At 60.2% G+C, this 20,059-nt stretch carries 17 protein-coding genes and 1 pseudogene; 9 read left to right on the top strand and 9 right to left on the bottom strand.

Annotation, left to right across the window (positions count from 1 at the left end; translation table 11 throughout):
• Positions 1-43: 43 nt before the first annotated feature.
• Positions 44-535, bottom strand: coding sequence for a Tic20 family protein (locus tag ACVWZJ_RS00685; RefSeq protein ID WP_011434398.1), 492 nt, complete (start codon positions 533-535; stop codon positions 44-46).
• A gap of 312 nt (positions 536-847) precedes the next feature.
• On the opposite strand from ACVWZJ_RS00685, the gene ACVWZJ_RS00680 reads away from it, so the two are divergent.
• The 3 genes from ACVWZJ_RS00680 (at position 848) to ACVWZJ_RS00670 (ending at position 4,150) form a co-directional block, all read left to right on the top strand.
• On the top strand, positions 848-1,315 hold the full coding sequence (locus ACVWZJ_RS00680) for a hypothetical protein (protein WP_011434397.1): 468 nt from the start codon (positions 848-850) through the stop codon (positions 1,313-1,315).
• A 272-nt stretch (positions 1,316-1,587) separates the two neighbouring features.
• Entirely contained in the window at positions 1,588-2,622 is a 1,035-nt protein-coding gene (gene hemH, locus ACVWZJ_RS00675; protein ID WP_011434396.1) for a ferrochelatase, read from the top strand.
• 145 nt (positions 2,623-2,767) lie between these two features.
• Positions 2,768-4,150 (top strand): tRNA nucleotidyltransferase/poly(A) polymerase family protein, encoded by a 1,383-nt coding sequence (locus ACVWZJ_RS00670; RefSeq protein ID WP_011434395.1) that lies wholly within the window; start codon positions 2,768-2,770, stop codon positions 4,148-4,150.
• On the opposite strand, the gene ACVWZJ_RS00665 is transcribed toward ACVWZJ_RS00670, so the two are convergent.
• A complete protein-coding gene (locus ACVWZJ_RS00665) occupies positions 4,147-4,890 on the bottom strand; it encodes a response regulator (RefSeq protein WP_457393945.1) in 744 nt (247 codons plus the stop codon). The genes ACVWZJ_RS00670 and ACVWZJ_RS00665 overlap by 4 nt on opposite strands.
• 373 nt (positions 4,891-5,263) lie before the next feature.
• Between ACVWZJ_RS00665 and ACVWZJ_RS00660 the strand changes: the two genes are divergently transcribed.
• From ACVWZJ_RS00660 to purH, 4 genes are all read left to right on the top strand, one after another.
• Positions 5,264-6,166: a 4-hydroxybenzoate solanesyltransferase gene (locus ACVWZJ_RS00660; protein WP_457393942.1), complete on the top strand. Its 903-nt coding sequence runs from the start codon at positions 5,264-5,266 to the stop codon at positions 6,164-6,166.
• Between the two features lie 176 nt (positions 6,167-6,342).
• Positions 6,343-7,884: a hypothetical protein gene (locus tag ACVWZJ_RS00655; protein WP_457393939.1), complete on the top strand. Its 1,542-nt coding sequence runs from the start codon at positions 6,343-6,345 to the stop codon at positions 7,882-7,884.
• 136 nt (positions 7,885-8,020) lie between these two features.
• The gene (gene cysE / locus ACVWZJ_RS00650) at positions 8,021-8,812 is read left to right on the top strand and encodes a serine O-acetyltransferase (RefSeq protein WP_457393936.1); all 792 of its coding nucleotides are present in this window, start codon (positions 8,021-8,023) and stop codon (positions 8,810-8,812) included.
• A 180-nt stretch (positions 8,813-8,992) separates the two neighbouring features.
• Positions 8,993-10,726, top strand: a complete 1,734-nt coding sequence (gene purH / locus ACVWZJ_RS00645; RefSeq protein WP_457393933.1) for a bifunctional phosphoribosylaminoimidazolecarboxamide formyltransferase/IMP cyclohydrolase — start codon at positions 8,993-8,995, stop codon at positions 10,724-10,726.
• Here purH and ACVWZJ_RS00640 read toward each other — a convergent pair.
• From ACVWZJ_RS00640 to ACVWZJ_RS00625, 4 genes are all read right to left on the bottom strand, one after another.
• Entirely contained in the window at positions 10,723-11,538 is an 816-nt protein-coding gene (locus tag ACVWZJ_RS00640) for a transporter substrate-binding domain-containing protein (RefSeq protein ID WP_457393930.1), read from the bottom strand. The two genes, purH and ACVWZJ_RS00640, sit on opposite strands and share 4 nt — an antisense overlap.
• 263 nt (positions 11,539-11,801) lie before the next feature.
• A complete protein-coding gene (rplT, locus tag ACVWZJ_RS00635; protein WP_011434388.1) occupies positions 11,802-12,158 on the bottom strand; it encodes a 50S ribosomal protein L20 in 357 nt (118 codons plus the stop codon).
• A gap of 133 nt (positions 12,159-12,291) precedes the next feature.
• Entirely contained in the window at positions 12,292-12,492 is a 201-nt protein-coding gene (rpmI, locus tag ACVWZJ_RS00630; protein ID WP_011434387.1) for a 50S ribosomal protein L35, read from the bottom strand.
• Between the two features lie 128 nt (positions 12,493-12,620).
• The gene (locus tag ACVWZJ_RS00625; protein ID WP_457393927.1) at positions 12,621-13,853 is read right to left on the bottom strand and encodes a class I SAM-dependent methyltransferase; all 1,233 of its coding nucleotides are present in this window, start codon (positions 13,851-13,853) and stop codon (positions 12,621-12,623) included.
• Positions 13,854-13,925: 72 nt separating this feature from the next.
• On the opposite strand from ACVWZJ_RS00625, the gene glcD reads away from it, so the two are divergent.
• A complete protein-coding gene (gene glcD, locus ACVWZJ_RS00620; protein ID WP_457393925.1) occupies positions 13,926-15,437 on the top strand; it encodes a glycolate oxidase subunit GlcD in 1,512 nt (503 codons plus the stop codon).
• A 61-nt stretch (positions 15,438-15,498) separates the two neighbouring features.
• Here glcD and ACVWZJ_RS00615 read toward each other — a convergent pair whose 3' ends face one another.
• Positions 15,499-17,385 carry an AAA family ATPase gene (locus ACVWZJ_RS00615; RefSeq protein WP_011434384.1) on the bottom strand — a complete coding sequence of 629 codons (1,887 nt, stop codon included), beginning with the start codon at positions 17,383-17,385 and terminating at the stop codon, positions 15,499-15,501.
• Positions 17,386-17,530: 145 nt separating this feature from the next.
• On the opposite strand from ACVWZJ_RS00615, the pseudogene ACVWZJ_RS00610 reads away from it, so the two are divergent.
• Positions 17,531-17,714: pseudogene (locus ACVWZJ_RS00610) on the top strand (hypothetical protein); the annotation flags it as partial.
• Between the two features lie 73 nt (positions 17,715-17,787).
• On the opposite strand, the gene hypB reads toward ACVWZJ_RS00610, so the two are convergent.
• Both hypB and ACVWZJ_RS00600 read right to left on the bottom strand, forming a co-directional pair.
• Positions 17,788-18,477, bottom strand: a complete 690-nt coding sequence (gene hypB / locus ACVWZJ_RS00605) for a hydrogenase nickel incorporation protein HypB (protein ID WP_414343585.1) — start codon at positions 18,475-18,477, stop codon at positions 17,788-17,790.
• A 35-nt stretch (positions 18,478-18,512) separates the two neighbouring features.
• Positions 18,513-19,082 (bottom strand): phycobiliprotein lyase, encoded by a 570-nt coding sequence (locus ACVWZJ_RS00600; RefSeq protein WP_011434381.1) that lies wholly within the window; start codon positions 19,080-19,082, stop codon positions 18,513-18,515.
• Between the last annotated feature and the right edge of the window lie 977 nt (positions 19,083-20,059).

Genomic DNA, 20,059 nt, shown 5'->3' with positions numbered 1-20,059 from the left:
TGAGGTCGGCAAATCGGCAACCAGACCCGCAGGGACTTGACAACTAGTAGCGAATCCAGGCATAGGCGGCATCGGAGAGCACCGGCACCTCGGCGTAGTGGCCGCGAATGTTTTGCACCCAGGCGTAGACGGTGATGGCAATCACCCCCAAGAGAGCCGTGGTGGCCAAAATGCTGACCATCGCTGCCAGGCCAAGGCTGCCAAAGAGCATGCCGAACACCTGCATCAGCACCTGCACCAAGAACAAGGCAATGTTGAGCAACAGCGCCTGGATGGTGTTGAAGCGAACAAAATGGGCTACGCGGGTGTTGCGGATCACCAGGAACAGCAGAGCCAAAAACACCCCCATTCCCAGCCAGCCCGTGGCCAGGGGCACCAGACGAAATAGGGGCGCAAAAATGGGGATCAGCCCTGGCAAAGATTGAAACAGCCCAGAGGGCAAAAAGCCCAAGGGCAGAGCCGATACCAAAGGCAGAAGGTAGGGAAGGGATCCCCACAGCCGATTGATGGGAGTGATGTCGCCGCGCCAGGTCATAATCCGTCGATCCCTATTAGGTGCAGTGGTCATTGAAGTGAAGTTTGCTTGTCGGTGCGCTTCCAGGATCCTCACCAGCTAAAGATTCAGAGAGAGAAAGCAACACCCAAGCCTTGGGCTTATTGTAGTCGATGGATTTGGGTGGCTCAACGCGCTTGGCCGCAAGCTGGCTTCTGCTTTCCAGTGAGCAGAAAAACTCGAGGCCAAAACGTTCAGAGTGAGCGCTCCGATGAATCCAGGCTGATATAATCAACGGCAAATTCTGGCTGCATCACCGGTTTTTCAGGTTCTCTACATTTTTCAGCTTCCACCATGAAGATTTCATTGTCTCCCGCTGCTGGCGTTGTCGGAGCTTTCCTCTGGCAAGTTTGGTCTGGGCTCATTGGTTTTCTCAACGACCGTCTGTTGCCGGAGCGCTATCACATTCGGCCCGAAGCTTTGCCGGAGTGGATTGCCCAGGTGTGGGCAGGCTATCTGCGCTATCGGGAAGCCTCTCGTCCGGGGGCAATCCAGTTTCGCGGCTTGACGGTGGATCCCAGCCGAGATCTGCGCTCAGCTCACCTCGGATCCCGTCCGCTCCGCTACCGCGGCTGCCCCATGGAGACGGTTGCCCGCTCTGGGGATCCCTCTCCTGCCGTCCAACCCATCCCTGAAAAGGCTTTTGTGCCCCCCTACTGGAAACTCCTCAATACGCTGCGCTTGAAGTTGAGCCTGGCCGATATTGATCGCTACCCCGTCACTCCGGCCCTGCAGCGGGTTTACCGAGGTCGAGAGTTTTAACACCGCTCTGCTGCTCTGCACGACAGTGGAGTTTTAAGGCTGGGGATCCCTGCAGTGGGCGGGGATCCCTTTTTGGACTTTGTTCGCGACAGCGGGACGGAGTCCCCAGATCGGACTTGTGGGTTTGGGTGAGATTGCGATCGGGTGGTTTCTCCTGGGGTGAGGGGAAAGCTGAGAAAGACTGCAAAAAAACTTAAGGTCACTTTCCCGCTGTGGGATAGTGGATAAAGAAGAACATGGTGCTCCGCACCGCCAACGCGATGAGCCTTGTTATGTCCAAAAGCGGCGTGCTCCTACTGAACTTGGGGGGGCCAGAGACCCAGGCCGATGTGCAGCCCTTTCTTTACAATCTGTTTGCCGATCCCGAGCTGATCCGGCTGCCGTTTCCCTTCTTGCAGCGGGCCTTCGCCTGGGCCATCTCCACACTGCGGGCCGAAAAATCCCGCCGCAACTACGCGGCCATTGGGGGGGGATCCCCCTTGCGGCGCATTACTGCTGAGCAAGCGCGAGAACTGCAGGCCCACCTGGTGGCTGAGGGCTATGACGTGCCGGTGTATGTTGCCATGCGCTACTGGCATCCGTTGATCGAGTCGGTGGTGCAGCAGATCAAGTCGGATGGGATCACCCGCTTGGTGGTGCTGCCGCTCTACCCGCAGTATTCCATCAGCACGACGGGATCCAGCTTTAAGCTGCTGGATCGGCTCTGGGCTGAAGATCCGGAGCTGGCATGCATCGAGCGCCGCCAGATCTGCTCCTGGTACGATCAGCCTCAGTACGTGCAGGCGATGGCCAGAGCAATTCGGGAACAGTTGGATGGATTTGCCGAGCCCGAAGGGGTGCATGTGCTGTTCAGCGCCCACGGCATTCCCGAAAGCTATGTCACCGAGGCCGGGGATCCCTACCAACGGGAAATGGAAGCCTGCGTGCGGCTGATCTGGAAGCAGGTGGGACGCCCCAATGACCACACCCTCTCCTATCAAAGCCGGGTGGGTTCGGTGCGGTGGCTGCAACCCTATACCGAACGGGTCATCCTGGAGTTGGGATCCCGAGGTGTGAAGCAGTTGCTGGTGGTGCCGATTAGCTTTGTGTCGGAGCACATCGAGACCCTGCAGGAGATCGACATCGAGTATCGGGAGCTGGCCCATCGAGCTGGGATTGCCGATTTTCGCCGTGTGCCCGCCTTGAATGCCGACCCTCTGTTCATTGCCGGCTTGGCGGCGCTGGTGCGGCCTCATCTGCTCACTCCGGGCTTGGCAGCTCCTGCCTTTGTCCCTGCTGCTGTGGGCAGCTCGCTGCTGGAGCGGTAGGGAAGAACGCCAGGCATTTCATTGTTGCTCTGCTCATTGTTGCTCTGCAACGCTGACGCGACCAGACGAGGACGCTGACTTCATACCCCCAGAAGCGTTCTCCTACCACCCCAGGTGTCTCATCTTCATGGAGTTTTGACTGGGAATGACCCTAAGCCCGAGCGAAGCCTTGCTGACGAAGTGGCTGCTGACCTATTTTTACCAACGGCTGCCTTTCCCCCAAGAGTGGCTGCCGCAGAAAAGCTATTGGGTAGGGGGATCCCTGCGGGATGCTTACCTGGCTTGGCTGCAGGGCCGTGCTGCTGGGGATCCCGCTCGCGACGGTGGGATGGAGTCCTCAGCGTCGGTGGATTTGGACCTGATGTGCGCTGTGGATCCCGTGGGCTGGGCAGCGGCAGTGGCACGGCGGTTGGGGGCGGGCTTTGTGGTGTTGGATCCCGAACGGCAGATTGCCCGCATTGTGTTGGCAAAGTTGACCGTGGACGTGGGGCTGCAGGCGGGATCCACCCCTGAGGAGGATCTGAGGCAGCGGGACTTCACCTGCAATGCCCTGGCCTTGGATCTGCAAAGGGAGCAACTGCTGGATCCCACAGGCGGACAAGCCGATATTCGCCAGAGCCGGATGCGCATGGTACACCCCGACAACCTCAGTGCTGATCCGGTGCGGCTGTTGCGGGGTTATCGACAGGCGGCTCAGCTGGGGTTTGGGCTGGATCCAGCTACGCAAGAGGCGATCCGGGAGCGGGCTCCCCTTTTGGCGAATGTGGCGGCAGAACGGGTGCGGGCAGAGATAGTGGCCCTGTTGGAGGCAGGGATCCCAGGGCTGGCTCACCTACAGGCGGCGGTGGCGGCGGGGTTGCTGCAGGCTTGGCTGCCCCACCTGAAGCCGGAAAGTCCGGGCTTCCCTCAAGCTCAGGCCGTGTGGGAGTGGGCCGGGCGCTGGCGACCGCTCTATCCCCGCACGCTGGCAGAGCTGGCCCAGCCCTTGACATCCTCACGCGAAGGGCGCGGCAGGCTGTTGGCAGTGGTGCTGGCGGCCTTGTTGTGGGATCCAGCGGGAACTGAGGACTCTGTCTTGCTGACGCGAACGGCAGAAAGGGTGGAAACCGAGCTGGAGCGGCTGCGCTTCAGCCGAGCGGAAATGCGGGCCATCCAAAAGCTACACCATCTTCTGCCTCAGCTTCAGCTTCTCCTGACGGACTCCCCCACCCCTGCGCAACAGTGGCGGCTTTATCAACAGGCGGGATCCCTGTTCGGTGGCCTGGCGCTGTTGGCGGTGGCTACGGGCGGCGACCCTCAAAAGCTGGAGTCTTGGCTCAAACGCTACGAAGACCCCCAGGATCCCCTGGCCCATCTGGTGCCCCTGCTGGATGGCCGCGATCTGCTGCACAGCTTGGGGGCCAAACCCGGCCCCTGGGTAGGCCAGTTGCTGCAAGACCTCCAGGAGGCGCAGGCTTGGGGGCAGATTCAAACTCGTGCCGAGGCGCTCTCTTTTGCCCGCCGGTGGCGTGGCCAGCAAAAAGACTAGCCGAAGCGATAGCCGAAGCCGCGCACCGTCACCAAATACTCTGGGTTGCTGGGATCCAGCTCCAATTTTTCCCGCAGCCAGCGGATATGTACATCGACGGTCTTGCTGTCGCCCATGAAGTCGGATCCCCAGATGCGCTCCAGAAGCTGTTCCCGCGTCCAAACGCGGCGGGGATTGGACATAAACAGCTCCAACAGGCGAAATTCCTTGGGGGAAAAACTCACCTCAACGCCCCGCACCAACACGCGGCACTCCTGGGTAAACATACACAGATCCCCGTAACGGAGCACCGTGGCATCGCTGGCTTGGGCCAGTTGTTGCCGGCGCAACACCGAGCGACAGCGGGCGATCAGCTCCCGCATGCCGAAGGGCTTGGTCAGATAATCGTCGGCCCCCAGTTCCAAGCCCACCACCCGGTCGGTTTCGCTACTTTTGGCCGTCAACATCAGGATGGGAATCGTGTTGCCCTCCCTGCGCAGCAGCCTGCACAGATCCAGACCGTTCAAGCTGGGCAACATCAAATCCAAGATCATCAAATCCAGCCGCTCAACCGTATGCACCATCTCAAGGGCTTGCCGACCATCGGCGGCCTGTAAAACTTGATATCCCTGTTCTTCTAAAGCCAGGGCAACCGTTTCCCGAATGGCATCCTCGTCCTCCACCACCAGCAGGGTCTCCAGATGGGGAGCAGCTTCCTTGGCTTGAGGAAGTGGACCGGTCATGGAGAGGGTTGCTTCCATACAGAACTCCGTTGCGCCTGCACGCAAGTGCTCCGCACCGCCGTCACGAACGCGGAAGCGTCACGTAGCGATAACAGCCTCACAGGGTGAGAAGGGCAAGTGCCGCCACCGTCAACAGCAGCCCCCCGATAGGATATCAAACTTCCAGGGCAGGCCAATAAAGAGAACAGGGGCGGACTGATTGCCCAAGGTCTTGAGACGGCGAATGGAACCGAAAGGATTCCAAAAACCTGCAATTCAGGATGATTGATTTAAGATCTCTAATGTGGAGCCGCCCCTACCCACGCCTCATGGTGCTCTGCACCCCTCCCGCGAACGGCAACTCACGCTTTAAGGACTCCGTCCCGCTGTCGCGATTGGCCGGAAACCGGTTATGTCTGCTTCCCCTCCTGCACTCTGGGCCACTGGCGGAGCCATTCTGCGGCTGTTGCGCTGGCACAAGCCGGCAGGGCGACTGATTTTGATGATCCCGGCTCTGTGGGGAGCTTTTTTGGCCGGACGGGGAACACCCCCTTGGCCGTTGGTCGGGATCATCATTTTGGGCAGCCTGGCTGCCAGTGGGGCAGGCTGTGTCATCAACGATCTTTGGGATCGAGATTTGGATCCGCTGGTGGAGCGCACCCGCCATCGCCCGTTGGCCAGTCGGGAGTTGACCGTTGGCGTCGGGATCCTGATGGCGGTGGTGAGTTTGGCCTGTGCGGCAGGGCTGGCGCTGTTTCTCAACCCGGTTAGCTTTGCCCTCTGTGTGGCGGCGGTGCCGGTGATCCTGCTCTATCCAGGGGCCAAGCGGGTGTTTCCGGTGCCGCAGTTGGTGCTGGCTCTGGCGTGGGGATTTGCCGTGCTCATCAGTTGGACGGCGGTGAGCGGCCAAGATGCCAACACCCCCCTGTGGGAGGAGGGGCTGGGCTGGTTGTGGCTGGCCACGGTGTTGTGGACCCTGGGATTTGATACCGTCTATGCCCTTTCGGATCGAGAAGATGATGAGCGGGCCGGGATCCATTCCAGCGCCCGTTTTTTCGGGCAGCGGACGCCGACGGCGGTGGGGCTGTTTTTTTTGGGCACTGCCATCGCGCTGTTGGGGGTAGGCCTCAGCCTACGGTTGCATGGAGTTTATTTTGTCAGCTTGGCCATCGTTACTGTCCTCTGGGGCCGGCAAACCTGGCAGCTTCACCGAAGGAATCCTCCTCCCACCCTGTACCCGGCCATCTTCGGCCAAAACGTGGTGCAAGGATTTATTCTGCTGGCGGGGATGATCGGCGGATCCCTGCTGGCCTGAGGGATCCCTTGGCAGGGCCAGAGGTCTCTTCCAACAGGGGCGCCTTGCCCCTCGACCTACGTCAGAGCTGCCTCTTTGGGAAGGGATCCCGACAAATCTCCGGACTGGCAGGAATCGGCCCAGGGCCATGGGCAAACGGTAGAATGAGACGATTAATTGCAGGATCCCAGCCTCCGATGGCCCCACTGAGCAGCGGTGAGCCTCCCTATGACATTCTTATTCTCTCAAACGGCCCTGGAGAGCTGACCACCTGGGTGCGTCCGGTGGTGATGGAATTGCGCCAGCAACTGCCTCAGGCACGCCTCTCCCTGGTGCTGTCCCCCTGCCCCCATGCTTCCAGGCAGGAGATGAAGATAGCCCAAGCGTTCATCGATGTGGATCGGGTGCAGGATCCCGATTTTTTTCTGGCTTTTTTGCTTACCGGCCAAACCGAAGAAGCCTGGGATTGGGCCAAGCGAGGGGTGGTGCTGTTCCTGGGGGGAGATCAGTTTTTTGCCGTCTGGATTGCTCGCCGCTTGCGCTATCGGCTGGTGGTCTATGCTGAGCATCAACCCCGTTGGCGGCCTTGGGTACATGCTTTCGCCGTGCGAACCGAGGCAATCAAACGCCGCTACGATGGCGGACGGCTGCTGGGCCACCCTTGGGCCCACAAAATGCACGTTGTCGGGGATTTGATGGCGGATGGCGTAGCCAGCGCTGTCTATTTGCCGGGGGTGCCCCTTTCCGGCTGGCTTGGCAGCAGATCTCCTGCCGCTGCCTCCAAACCCACGGCAGGCTTTTCTTCCCCAACCCAAGCCTTTGGCCTGCTCCAAGATGCATCTCCCAGCTCCATCGGCGAGGGGGAGCCTGTAAGAACTGCGCCAGAGAGAGTGGGGAACCGCTTCACCGATCGCGTAAGCGGGCCGGAGGCCTTTCGCGTAAGCGGGCCGGAGGCCTTTGAAGAATTGCTACCGCGCGGCTGGCAGCGTCTGAGCGATGAGAACCGCACCCACTATCAGGTGGGGCTGCTCCCAGGCTCCAAGCCAGCCAAGCTCTCCTTGGGGGTGCCATTGGTGTTGGCTGTGGCCGATGAGCTGCGACAGATGCTGCCGAATGTCCGCTTTGTGATCCCGGTGGCCCCAGGACAAACCCCCCAGTCGTTGGCAGCCTATGCCCATCCCAAGCTCAATCCCGATATGGCTTTGATCTATGGCACCTCAGCCATTCTGGAGCAGACCAATCTGGGATCCCAGTTTGTTACCCCCTTTGGCAGCACGGTGCAATTGTGGACAAGCTTCCCTGCCTATTCTGTGCTGGCCAACTGTGATCTCTGTCTGACCACCATTGGCGCCAACACCGCCGAGCTGGCCTATTTGGGGGTGCCGATGGTTGTGGTGATCCCTACCAACAAGCTGGAGGCAATGCGCGCCTGGGATGGGATTCTTGGCCTGTTGACCCGCCTTCCAGGCTTGGGCACTTGGCTGGCCCGCGCCGTCAACAGAATTGCTCTGCGTTGGCTAGGTCACTTGGCTTGGCCGAACATCTGGGCAGGGCGAGAGGTGGTACCGGAGTTGCGGGGCCATTTGCGCCCGGTGGCCGTGGCCGAGCAAATGCGAGTTCTGTTGGAAGATCCCCAGCGCCGTCAGCAAATGCAGACAGAACTGCAGCGGCTGGGGGGCAAGCCGGGAGCTGCCCAAGCTATTGGACAACTGGTGGCTCAACAGTTGGGTAAAGGCTAGGGCAGAAGGCAATTTGCTTGAGCTCGACCCAGTGGAGAGTTGCGCGAGGAGCTCCCTTGGCGCGATTGGAGATCTCTCCTTGCTGCCGGCAAAAAGTGCTAAAAGGGGAGTGGAGGTTCCTAAACGGAGACCATTCATGCTGACGGAGGCCGAGCAGTCGGCGGTGGAAAGCCCCAAAACGGGGGAGGGCAATTCTCTCCCTGCTGGCAAGCCGGAGCCAAAACTGGGGTTCTGGCAGCAATTTTGGGAGGATGTTGATTGTGTCTTCGATCGGGATCCGGCAGCACGCAATCGCTGGGAGGTCATCTTCACTTATCCCGGTGTGCATGCTCTGTTTTTGCACCGCATCGCCCACTGGCTGTGGAAACGGCGCTGGTTTTTCCTAGCGCGGCTGCTCAGCTTCTTGGCTCGTTCTTTCACATTGATTGAAATCCACCCGGCAGCCAAGATTGGGCGGCGCTTTTTCATTGACCACGGCTGTGGGGTGGTGATCGGTGAGACGGCAGAAATTGGCGATGATGTTACCCTCTACCACGGGGTCACCTTGGGGGGTACTTCCTGGAGCAAGGGCAAACGTCATCCCACCCTGGAAAACGGGGTGATTGTTGGCACGGGGGCCAAGATTCTGGGGCCGGTTCGCATTGGGGAAAAAGCTCGTATCGGAGCCAACGCGGTCGTGATTCAGGATGTGGCTCCCGGCATGACGGTGGTTGGGATCCCAGGCCGTGCGGTCATCCCGCCCCATCAGCGCCGCATCCCCGCCCATGGCATTGACCTAGATCACCATCTCATGCCTGACCCGGTGGGGCGTGCAATCGAGCAGTTGCTGCACCGTATTCAAGATCTGGAGGCCCAGGTGGCCCGCCTTAACCGGGAACGGGAACAGGCTCGGCAGGATCAGGTGAGAGGCGAAGCAGACTATTCCTGAGAGGACTCCGTCCGAGCAGCGCGAACGGGCTCTGTTCACTTTTGAACACCATTGTGCTCCGCACCGCTGATGCGAACGATATGAACCAGGTGGCTGGACAAGAGGGTCCAGCTTTCGGGGTATGCTGTGAGAGCGCTGGCCAGCTTTTTCCTCTGAATCTCTATTGGGTAACGCCGTCCGATGTCCCTTGTTGCTCCGCAACCCTGTCGCGACCAGGATTCTGTACCGTTGGCTTTGTTGAGTGTATCCGACAAAACCGGACTGATCCCGCTGGCCCAGTCCCTCGTGCAAGAGCATGGCTTTCAACTGCTCAGCAGTGGGGGAACCGCCAAGGCGCTCTCAGAAGCTGGGATCCCGGTCACCCCTGTCTCTGCCCACACTGGCGCGCCGGAAATCTTGGGGGGAAGGGTGAAGACGCTGCACCCCCGCATCCACGGCGGCATTTTGGCCCGCCTGGAATGCAGCGAAGACCGGGCAGACCTAGAGGCGCTGGGGATCCCTCCCATCCAACTGGTGGTGGTCAACTTCTACCCTTTTGAACAGACAGTGGCCCAGGCAGGAGTGTCTCTGGAGGAAGCTTTTGAGCAGATCGATATCGGCGGGCCCACTTTGGCGCGGGCGGCAGCCAAAAATTATCCCTACGTTACGGTGCTGACGGATCCCAGCCAGTACCCCCAGTATTTGCAACTGCTCTCCGGGGCCTATGGGGAAACAGAGCGGCTGGCGTTTCGCTTCCAGTGTGCTCGTCGGGCCTTTGAGCAGGTGCTGGCCTACGACCGCGCCATCGTCACCTACCTGGCTCGCCTGGAGCTAGCAGGTCCCTCCCAGTCCTCCGCAGCTGCCGCTGAAGACAGGTTTCAACTGCAAGGGATCCTGTGGCAACGCCTGCGCTACGGGGAAAATCCCCATCAAGCTGCCACTTGGTATGTGACGGATCCGGCTGCCCCCGGCTGGCACCGGGCTAAGCAGTTGCAGGGGAAGGAGCTGAGCTACAACAACCTGCTGGATCTGGAGGCGGCCCGTGCCCTGGCGGCAGAGTTAACCTTGTTACTCCGCAATGCTGATGCGACGCGGCCCACTGACGAGAAGGGCTCTGTGTCTTCTGGCTCTGCTCGGAGGGAGTTCTTGCAACCTGAACAAGCGGTGGCGGTGGTGGTTAAGCACAACAACCCCTGCGGGGTGGCCATTCGCCCATCGCCGGCTGCCGCCCTCGAGGCTGCCCTGGCTGCTGATCCAGTTTCGGCCTTTGGGGGCATCGTCGCCCTCAACCAACCCTTGGACGCAGAGACCGCCCGACGGCTGGTGGAGCCTTTTTTGGAGTGTGTGGTGGCTCCCGATTGCACTCCAGAAGCGGCTGAGCTACTGTCAGTCAAAAAGAACTTGCGGGTCTTGATCTTGCCGGACTTGTGTGTGGGGCCTGCCCAAACAATCCGCACCCTGGCCGGGGGCTTTCTGGTGCAAGACGCCGATTCACCTGTTGCTCTGCAACGCTGTCGCGACCAGGAACCGACGCAAACCGACAGCCCCCCTTCTTGGCAAGTGGTCACCCAGCGCCAGCCCACACCGGAGGAGTGGGCGGATCTGGAATTTGCCTGGATAGTCTGCAAACATGTGAAATCCAACGCCATTGTCGTCGCCAAGCAGAGGCAGACGCTCGGCGTCGGAGCCGGACAAATGAATCGGGTGGGGGCAGTGGAGATCGCCCTCCAGCAGGCGGGATCCCAGGCGGCAGGGGCTGTTTTGGCCAGCGATGGCTTTTTCCCCTTTGCCGACAGTGTGGAGATGGCTGCCCGAGCAGGGATCCGCGCCATCATCCAGCCGGGAGGCAGTCTCCGCGATGCCGATTCCATTGCTGCTGCCAATGCTGCTGGGATCGCCATGGTCTGCACTGGCATCCGTCACTTTTTGCACTAGGGCAGACCCCAGGCTCTGGCCCGCTCCGCCAGCCAGCCCTCAGCGCGCAGGTTCTCCAGCTCGCGGCGCACCCGCAGCCGCAATTCAGCATGCTCCAGCCCCTTGGGCAGGGCAATGCCCAGCCCCACCGCCGCCAACGGGGATCCCAGAAATTGAAACTGTTGCTCCGCAGCGCTTTCGCGACGGGGATGCTCTGCTAGCCACCCTGCCAGCACCGAGCGATCTGCTGCCCACCCCTGCACCGCCCCTTTCAGGAGCAGTTCCGCCCCTTCTCGGTAGGAATCGACAGGCACCAACTCCACCCCTGGCAGGTATCGATTCAGCAGGGGAATGGCGCTGGAACCGCGCAAGACTGCAACGCGACCGCCCCGCAAGTCCGACCAGCTTTCCCAGTTGTGGGAACGAGCCACAACCAAGCTGGGGCCATCCTGATAGTAAGCAGAAGTGAACTCCACCTGGCGCGCCCGATCCGGGGTAATGCCGATCTGAGCAATGGCCAAATCCACCTGGCCGTCAGCCAGCACCTGCAGCCGCTCTACATTCGAGACCGGCACCAACTCCACAGCCTCTGCCGAGCCCAACAGCCGGGATCCCAGCTCACAAGCCAGCTCGATCTCAAACCCCTGCAGATCCCCTTGGGGAGTGCGAAACCCCAGCGGCCTCAAGTTGTCTTTTATGGCAACGCGCAGCCGTCCAGAATCCACAATCTCCGGCCAAGGACGAGCCACAGTAGGGATCCCTCTCCCCAGGCAGGCGAGGGCCAGAATGGCTGCCAGGAAGGACTTCTGGATAGCCGTCGGAACCTGATACATTCACGCTGAACTCTCCTGAACATGGTTCAGGAAAGAAGCGATCGCATCCTGCCTATCTCTGAGCAGGAAGGCGGTATCCCGCAAAGCCCTGAGGAATACCCCCCGAGCGCTTTCCCCCTTCACTTCCCGGCAACCGTTGCGGTGGACTCAAGGATCAGGGGGAAACTTGGTCTACTATATCCCTCTCAATGACTTTTGCCAAACCGCCTAAAGCTCAGTAAATTCAGCAAAGTTCAGGGTTTTGGGGGTTAGAGGCATGCTCCTCAGGAGGCGCGAGACTGGCGCGCTGCCTCCACCACCTGGGTAAAGGCCTCTGGATCCAGGAAAGCCAAGCGGGCCAACATTTTGCGGTTGAGCTGGATATTGGCTTTTTTGAGACCATCGATGAACTCGTGGTAACGCAGGCCCTGGGCACGGGTGGCCGCGTTGATGCGGGTAATCCATAGGCGACGAAAATCCCGCTTCTTGCGGCGGCGATCCCGGTAGGCGCTGCGCAAAGCCTTCATCACCTGCTGGTTGGCGGTGCGGAACAGCTTTGAACCAGCTCCCCGAAAGCCTTTGGCCAGCTTGAGGATCTTTTTGCGGCGCTTGCGGGCGACATTGCCCCGTTTGACTCTCATGGCAGTAACTCAATAGGAACTTGAACAAACTCAAACTGAAGGGTAGAAGCACTCCGTCCTGCTAACGGGATCGGAACTGCTGTCGCCAATGCCGGCCCCTGAAATCTTCTTGCCGGCGCGAGCGGGATCCCGGCTAGTGGGTGTTGGGCAACATCAGGCGCACATTGACCACATCCCGCTTGTCCACCAGGGCCACACCGGCCAATTTGCGTTTGCGCTTGCTGGTTTTGTGCTCCAGCAAGTGGTTGTGCCCGGCCCTGCGACGCATAAACTTGCCGCTGCCGGTCAGGCGGAAGCGCTTGGCTGCTGCCTTGCGGGTTTTGATTTTGGGCATGATGGTAACCCCAGAATACGCGGGGCCAGAGCTAAAGGTCACAGCTTTCTAGGATAAGCCATAGAAGAACAAGAGGGCAAATGCCAAGGTTCGTCCCGCTGAGGCAAGGGAAAGGGGTCGAGAAACTCTCAGGAGACTGAGTTTTGAGGCTCCAGCAGCAGCACTTGCCAGCGCAGCAGGCGTTGCAGTTGCTCAAAGCTCAGGGGGCACTCTAGGCCAGCCTGGATCTCTTGGACGGTGCGGATCCCGTCCACCTGTTGGAGAAAGGCGAAGGCTTCTTCGCTCAGGGAGATGGCTTCGTAAGCATAGTTGAAAATGCTCCGCCCCGGCCACAAGCCCAGGCAGGGGCTAAGGTGGGCGATGGCTGATGCTACACTTTCCGGGCTTGTCCATTCCCAGCAGCGGATGGGGGGCTTACCGAGAAACAGCTCGTAGTGGGCCACCACCGGATCCAGCAGCTCGATCAAGCGATAGCGTTCCGGCTCTGGCAGTTGAGCAGCTTGCGCCAACAGCGCTTCATCCTGGCCCAACACCCGCTCCAGCCGCCAAAACTCCGGGTTGGAAAAGCCTAAAAACTGCAGTCCGGAAGCCCGGATTAATTCAAACAGAGTCTCGATGGTGTAGTCCACTTCCTGGGGGTGCAGGTACATATCGGCGAAGCATTCGTCGTCCACGTTCTCGATGGCCCAGCGGGCCCGTTCTTGCTGCTGGATGCGGTTGGTTTCCGGCAAGATCTCGAAAAGGCGGCGGCCCACCTGGAGACCCCTCTGCAATTGCTCCGCCGAGGCAAGGGTCTGGTGTTCAGAACCCGTTACCAGCAGGCGGATGGCCTTTTGCATGAGGCGGATTTCGTGGCGGCCCAGCTCACCATACACAAACAGGTGCAAGAGCCCGCCGGGAGCCAATTTGCCGGCCAAAGCCTGCAGCCCCGCTAGCGGATCGGGCAGGTGGTGGAGCACGCCCACGCAGTTGATGAAGTCAAACTGCCCCGGCAGCTGGTCGATGTCGTAGACGTTGAGCTGGCGAAACTGCACCGGCGGTGCCTGGGAAGCCCGACAACGGGCCTCGGCAATCTCCAGGGCGCGGCTGCTCAGATCAAAGGCCCAAATTTCTGCGTTGGGGTTTTGGTGGGCAATGTATTCTGTTCCCACTCCCGAGCCACAGCCCGCATCCAGAATGCGCACCTTGCGCCGACCCGGATGGGATCCCGTACAAAAGGCATGGGCCTGGGGCCAACTCCAGCGCCAATTCCACCCTGGCGGGGGAACAGTGCCGACGGGCTGCGGGGGGAAGGGGTAGAGCTCGTAGAGCTGCCGCACTTGGTTGAGGATTTGTTCGGCGCTGGGGGAGTTGGGCTGCATGGACTATCTGTTGGAGCCAGCAAGACTATAGTGACAATATCCCCCTCCCAAACTCCTGCTGAGCCTACTGTTATGAAAGTGCTTCGCACTGCCAGCGCAAAAACTTCTTCTCATCCTCTGCAAACCGGCCTCACCTTCGACTGGATTAGGCTGACGGCTGAGCTCAAAAAGATTTTGGATCCCAAGCGGGTGATCAGCAAGCCGGAGGAGCTGCTGGTTTACGAATGCGATGGGCTGGTCAGCTACCGGCAAAGGCCGGCGCTGGTGGTGCTGCCCCGCACAACAGAAGAGGTAGCGCAGGTGGTGAAGCTGTGCAGCCGCTACCAGGTGCCCTTCGTGGCGCGGGGATCCGGTACCGGGCTATCGGGGGGGGCCCTGCCGGTGGAAAATAGCGTCGTCATTGCCACCACCCTGATGAAGCAGATCCTGGAAATCGATCTGGACAACCGCTGCATGGTGGTGCAGCCGGGGGTTATTAACACCTGGATTACCCAGGCCGTGGCCGCCCAAGGCTACTTTTATGCGCCGGATCCCTCTAGCCAGTCGGTTTGCTCCATCGGAGGTAATGTGGCGGAGAACTCCGGCGGTGTCCACTGCCTCAAGTACGGCGTAACAGCTAACCACATTCTCGGCCTGACGGTGGTGCTGCCGGATGGGGAGGTGGTGTGCTGGGGAGGCAAGATCCCGGAGATGCCCGGCTACGACTGGGTGGGGCTGTTTGTGGGATCCGAGGGCACCCTGGGCATTGCCACCGAGATTACCCTGCGCTTGCTCAAGGCCCCGGCTCAAGTGCAGGTTTTGCTGGCAGACTTTGACAGTGTGGAAGCGGCGGGATCCACCGTCTCCGACATCATTGCTGCCGGGATCATCCCCGCCGGCCTGGAGATTATGGACAACTTCAGCATCAATGCCGTGGAGGATGTGGTGCAGTTGGGCTACTATCCGCGGGATGCGGCGGCCATTTTGTTGGTGGAGGTGGATGGGCTGGAACTGGAGGTGGAAGAAGCCGGCCAACAGGTGAGGGCGCTGTGCTTCAAAAATGGGGCGCGACAGGTGCAAGTCGCATCCGACCCGGAAGAGCGGGCGCGGGTGTGGAAAGGACGTAAGGCAGCATTTGCCGCCATGGGCAAGCTCAGCCCCAACTACTATGTTCAGGATGGGGTGATCCCCCGCAGCCAGCTAGCCTTTGTCTTGAAGGAAATCGAGCGCCTCAGCCGTGAGTACGGTTATCCGGTGGCCAATGTGTTTCACGCCGGCGACGGCAATCTGCACCCCTTGATCCTCTACGACGAGTCGGTGCCGGGATCCCTGGAGCAGGTGGAGAAACTGGGGGGCGAAATCCTCAAGCTCTGCGTGCGCTTGGGGGGCAGCATCTCCGGCGAACATGGCATCGGGGCAGACAAACGCTGCTACATGCCGGAAATGTTTACGCCTGCGGATCTGGAGAGCATGCAATGGGTGCGGCAGGTGTTCGACCCCCAGCACATCGCCAACCCCGGCAAGATCTTTCCCACCCCCCGCACCTGCGGTGAGTCAGCCCACGCCCACAGCCAACCAGAATGGCAAGGGATCCCAGTCTTTTGATTTTGAAAGTTTGAAGGTGCTCCGAACCGCTGGCGTGATGGGAATAGCCCTCAGGCTGGGATCAGCCGGCTTGGCGTTGCTGCTGCAGCTCGGCAAAGGCTCGACAGAAGTCTTCCTGTTGGATGACCAGGGTTTTGGCATCCACCGTCTCGGAAGTGGCGCGGTGGCGGCGGATGGCGGCAATGGCGGCGCGGTTGCTGAGCAGGGCCAGGTCGGCACCACTCCAACCTTCGGTCTGCTCGGCCCACCCCTGTAAGTCCACATCAGGCCCCAGGGGACGCTTGCGGTTGTGAACGGCCAAAATTTCCCGTCGCCCGCTGCGATCCGGCAGCTCCACGCTCAGGTGCAGCTCCAACCTGCCGGCCCGGGTGAGGGCGGGATCCAAACTGGCCTTGCGGTTGGTGGCGGCCACCACCAATACCCCTTGGCTGGGGCGGATCCCGTCCAGCTCTGCCAGCAGCTGCCCCAGAACGCGGTCGCTGACCCCACTATCCCCGGAGTAGCTTCCCCGCGCCGGGGCGAGGGTGTCGATCTCGTCGATGAAGATGACACAGGGGGCGCATTGGCGGGCGCGGGCAAACAGCTCCCGTACCGCCTGCTCGGAGGATCCCACCCATTTGCTCAAGAGCTCCGGGCCGGAGACGGCAATGAAGTTAGCCTTGGCCTGGGAAGCGATGGCTTTGGCCAACAGGGTTTTGCCAGTGCCAGGGGGGCCGCTGAGGAGGATGCCCTTGGGCGCTTGGGCCTGAGCCTGCTCGTACAACTCAGGGTGCAGCAGGGATCCCTCGATGGCCTCTTGCAAAATCTGCTTGGCGTGCTCCAGGCCGCCAATTTGATCCCAGCTCACCTGCGGGGATTCAATCTCCACCGAGCGCAGCACCGCCGGCTTCACCTGTTGCAGAGCCTGTTGAAAATCCGCTGCGGTTACCGTCAGGGACTCGGGGATGGGGGATCCCAAATCGGGCACCTGCCGCCGCAAAGCCGCATAGGCTGCTGCCTGGCACAGGCCCCGCAGATCTGCCCCCACAAAGCCCAGCGTCTGATCCGCCAGGCTGTCCAGATCCACATCCTCCGCCAAGGGCATGCCGCGGGTGTGGATGGCCAGGATCTCCCGCCGCCCCTCCCGGTCCGGCACCTTGAAGATCACCTCCCGATCAAAGCGCCCCGGTCGCCGCAGAGCCGGATCCAGAGCCTCGGGCCGGTTGGTGGCTGCCAGCACCACGATCCCCTTTTGGGCCACAAACCCGTCCATCAGCCCCAGCATCTGGGCCACCAGGCGTTTTTCCACCTCCCCCTCGACAGTGGCGCGGTTGGGCACTAGGGCATCGATTTCGTCAATAAACACCAGACAGGGAGCCGATTTGGCTGCCTTTTCAAACAGTTGCCGCAGGCGCGCCTCCGCCTCGCCGTAGTACTTGCCGATCAGCTCCGGGCCGACAATGGCGATGTAGTTCACCCCCAGGCTCTCGGCCAGGGCGCGGGCCGTCAGGGTTTTGCCGGTGCCGGGGGGGCCTACCAACAACACGCCGCGGGGCGGATCCAACCCCAGCTTGGCCAGCAGATCGGGCCGCTTGAGGGGGATCTCCACCATCTCCCGCAGCGCTTGGAGCTGTTCCCTCAGTCCCCCCACATCCTTGAGGCGTGGCCCAGCCCAAGACTCTGGGCGGTCGGCAGAAGTTGCTGGCGGGTCGGGCACAGCGGCCTTGGACGGTTCCTGGAAGCGAACCGCAGACATCACTTGGGGCTCGCTGCTCCAGGGGGGATCCCCCGTTTGGGCAGGGCTGCGGCGGCGGGGGATGGAGCCGGAAGGGGGAATAGAACTGCCCAGAGGACGGGCCTGGATGCGGACTTCGGTTCGCAGCTCTCCACTTTGCTTTTTCTCGTCCAGCTTCTGAGCCAGCTCGATCAACTGCTCAATGCCCTGTACAAAGTCACTTAAATTGGCCATAGCCGGGATTTTCCATCCACACAAGTTATCTGCAAATTGACCCGCCAGAGGTGCTAACTCATCCCCTGCCTGGCCAGCTCAGGTGAGGAGAGCATGACTCTAGTCAATAATAAGCTCAACTATACTGAAAATAATGTATAATATGTTCAGTACGGATTACTACCAGTTGATCTTTCTGTTTACTTTCGAGTCTGCCAACATGGTAGCCAAAGCAAAGCAGAAAATTGGTAGTAAGACGACACGGAAACTGCGCTTTGGGTATTCTACTCAAAGCTTTGCGGGATACCGCCATTCTGTTTGGAAACAAACAGAATGCTATCGCTGCATAGTTGAACAGTGATGTTCAGCAGTGTTCAGCGTAAATGTATCAGTTCCACGGCTAGATGCTCAGTATGATACCCTTCACTGCGGCTGCCGTCGGTGTTGGGCCAGGAGAATCTGCTCTCGGATCCAGCCCAGCCAGGGCTCCAGCCCGTCACCCGTCTTGGCAGAAAGACAAAAAATCGGCACAGAAGGGTTGATCTCGCGGATATTGGCCTGGATCCGATCCAAATCCACCTCCAACACAGGAACCAGATCCACTTTGGTGATCAGCAGACAATCCGCCTCTCGAAACATGATTGGGTACTTGAGAGGCTTGTCTTCCCCTTCTGTGACGCTGAGCAGTGCTACCTTGGCGTGTTCCCCCACCTCAAACTCCGCCGGGCAGACCAAGTTGCCGACATTTTCCACCAGCAGCAAATCCAGTTGTTGGGGATCCAGCAGTGCTTCCAATTGCTGCAAGCCCCCGGCCACCATGGCCGCATCCAAATGACAGGCCCGCCCCGTGTTGATGGCAATCACCGGGATCCCGTAGCGACGCAACCGCTCCGCGTCCAGTTGGGTCGTCATGTCTCCCTCGATCACCGCCAGGCGCAGCGAGCCGGCAAGAGCGACCACGGTTTTCTCCAGCAAAGACGTCTTACCCGCCCCCGGCGCGCTCATGAGGTTCAGACAGGTTACTCCCCAGGCATCAAAATGCTCCCGGTTGTGGTCGGCCTGGTGTTGATTGGCGTGGAGCAGGTTAATCCCCAGATCCAAGACTTGGTGCATGGCACAACCCGTGTTGCGGTTGAGGAGAAAACGCTCTAGCTGCGGAAAGAGCTGGATTCGGCCACCGTAGGGGTGGGAGAAGGGCCGACGGAGAGTTTACGCACCTCGGAGCAGAAAGAAGCCATGCTGAAGCCACCGAACCGCTTGACAGTGCTGGCCCGCAGGCGCAAGTTGGGGCTGGCAAACCAAATGCGCTCTTCCGACTCAGTCATCTCATACTGGGTGTAAAGGGTAAGGGCGCCATCGGATCCCATGACATAGGTACCGGCCACCGGTACTTTCTCAGCGTAGCCCTGATCCCGCAGCAACTGCCCGCGCATGGGATCGGTCTCATCGGGGATAGGTACCAGCACCACGTCTCCCTTGTACTCTTCGTTGTCCCACTCCTGCTCGCCATCCCACCGCACCCGCGCTGCTCCCACAGCTCGTCGGGGATCCACCCTGAACAACTCGCAAACCCGGATGACTGCTGGATCGGTTGCCGCAAGGGTGGCAATTTGTAGCCGCGACCTCCCACCCTCAGAGCGGCGAAAAGCCAAGTGATGGCTGGTGCGTTGGCACATCCACTCCCCAGCACTGAGGGCGAAAAACTCCATTACGGTCATCATGGCCGACGCGGATCCTCATCGATGGAACAGGGTTTGCCGATCTTAGCTTGCAGAGCAACTCAACGATTTAGCTAACGGTGGTGCGGGGGCAATCAGTCCTGCGCTCTACCCGCAGGGTGAGCACCGGGATACAGGGATCCCCACCATACCCCTGAGCGAAATCTGTAGCAAAACCTACTTATGCTGGTGTAACCTACAAGCACCGGATTGATCCAGATGCCTCCCAACAAGCCGCTCGCGTCAGCGGGACGGAGGCCTTGCTGTTGGCGTGGCTGGAGATTGGCCGGGACGTATACAACTACACTTTGCCGGAAATCAACGAGTGGATAGCATCTTGCTCTTGGCCGGTGGACAGGGGTTCCTGGGTGCAGGAGTCCATCCTGTCTGCCGATGCACCGTTCCCTGGGATTAGACTTGTTTTGCGAGCTGGCAGTAGCCAGGGAGGCTGGGGAAGGGAAACTGCCTGTTCAGTCGGTCTGTCGGGGGTTGTAGACCCAGACAAGTGGCGTGGGGCAGGAATGCCCGACCGCGAGGTAAGGACTCCGTCCTGCTGACGGGAAGGGTGGCCCGCGCTCTGTCCACAGGAGGAGCGCCGGGAGGATGTCACCATACTCCCCTGCCCAAAGGCAGAGGATTCTGGCTCTTGGTTCCAAGACAGCACTTGCCGTATCGGGTTGCCCCTTTACGACAGCGGTGCCCATCTCCCCAAGCGGGGCAGTTCCCTTCTGCCCTAAGTACCGTTGAAGAGAAAGGGCAAAACCTATTTAGGTTGCTTGCGTAGTCGCCGGACTACCGGGTTTTTTAAGTGGTTGACTACTCTACTACTGGTCTAGAGTACAGCACAAAAGCTGCCGTGAACGGCAGGGCTTTAGACCCAATTCTTTGGTAAAACAATTGCCAATAAAATGCCAATAAAAGGCTACCCGCTTGCTCGCCTTGCAGGGGCCAACTCAAGCGCTAGACCAAGAGAGCCA

Source organism: Thermostichus sp. OS-CIW-29 (assembly GCF_054058195.1).
The sequence above is the reverse complement of the archived record's forward strand: the minus strand, read 5'-3'. Positions and strand labels throughout refer to the sequence as shown.

Excerpts from the sequence above, each read along its gene's own strand:
- ACVWZJ_RS00600 (WP_011434381.1), bottom strand. The coding sequence starts at position 19,082 with ATGACCGTAATGGAGTTTTTCGCCCTCAGTGCTGGGGAGTGGATGTGC.
- ACVWZJ_RS00625 (WP_457393927.1), bottom strand. The coding sequence starts at position 13,853 with ATGCAGCCCAACTCCCCCAGCGCCGAACAAATCCTCAACCAAGTGCGG.
- ACVWZJ_RS00670 (WP_011434395.1), top strand. The coding sequence starts at position 2,768 with ATGACCCTAAGCCCGAGCGAAGCCTTGCTGACGAAGTGGCTGCTGACC.
- rplT (WP_011434388.1), bottom strand. The coding sequence starts at position 12,158 with ATGAGAGTCAAACGGGGCAATGTCGCCCGCAAGCGCCGCAAAAAGATC.
- glcD (WP_457393925.1), top strand. The coding sequence starts at position 13,926 with ATGAAAGTGCTTCGCACTGCCAGCGCAAAAACTTCTTCTCATCCTCTG.
- ACVWZJ_RS00665 (WP_457393945.1), bottom strand. The coding sequence starts at position 4,890 with ATGGAAGCAACCCTCTCCATGACCGGTCCACTTCCTCAAGCCAAGGAA.
- ACVWZJ_RS00615 (WP_011434384.1), bottom strand. The coding sequence starts at position 17,385 with ATGGCCAATTTAAGTGACTTTGTACAGGGCATTGAGCAGTTGATCGAG.
- hypB (WP_414343585.1), bottom strand. The coding sequence starts at position 18,477 with ATGCACCAAGTCTTGGATCTGGGGATTAACCTGCTCCACGCCAATCAA.
- rpmI (WP_011434387.1), bottom strand. The coding sequence starts at position 12,492 with ATGCCCAAAATCAAAACCCGCAAGGCAGCAGCCAAGCGCTTCCGCCTG.
- ACVWZJ_RS00680 (WP_011434397.1), top strand. The coding sequence starts at position 848 with ATGAAGATTTCATTGTCTCCCGCTGCTGGCGTTGTCGGAGCTTTCCTC.
- purH (WP_457393933.1), top strand. The coding sequence starts at position 8,993 with ATGTCCCTTGTTGCTCCGCAACCCTGTCGCGACCAGGATTCTGTACCG.
- hemH (WP_011434396.1), top strand. The coding sequence starts at position 1,588 with ATGTCCAAAAGCGGCGTGCTCCTACTGAACTTGGGGGGGCCAGAGACC.
- ACVWZJ_RS00640 (WP_457393930.1), bottom strand. The coding sequence starts at position 11,538 with ATGTATCAGGTTCCGACGGCTATCCAGAAGTCCTTCCTGGCAGCCATT.
- ACVWZJ_RS00685 (WP_011434398.1), bottom strand. The coding sequence starts at position 535 with ATGACCTGGCGCGGCGACATCACTCCCATCAATCGGCTGTGGGGATCC.
- cysE (WP_457393936.1), top strand. The coding sequence starts at position 8,021 with ATGCTGACGGAGGCCGAGCAGTCGGCGGTGGAAAGCCCCAAAACGGGG.
- ACVWZJ_RS00655 (WP_457393939.1), top strand. The coding sequence starts at position 6,343 with ATGGCCCCACTGAGCAGCGGTGAGCCTCCCTATGACATTCTTATTCTC.
- ACVWZJ_RS00660 (WP_457393942.1), top strand. The coding sequence starts at position 5,264 with ATGTCTGCTTCCCCTCCTGCACTCTGGGCCACTGGCGGAGCCATTCTG.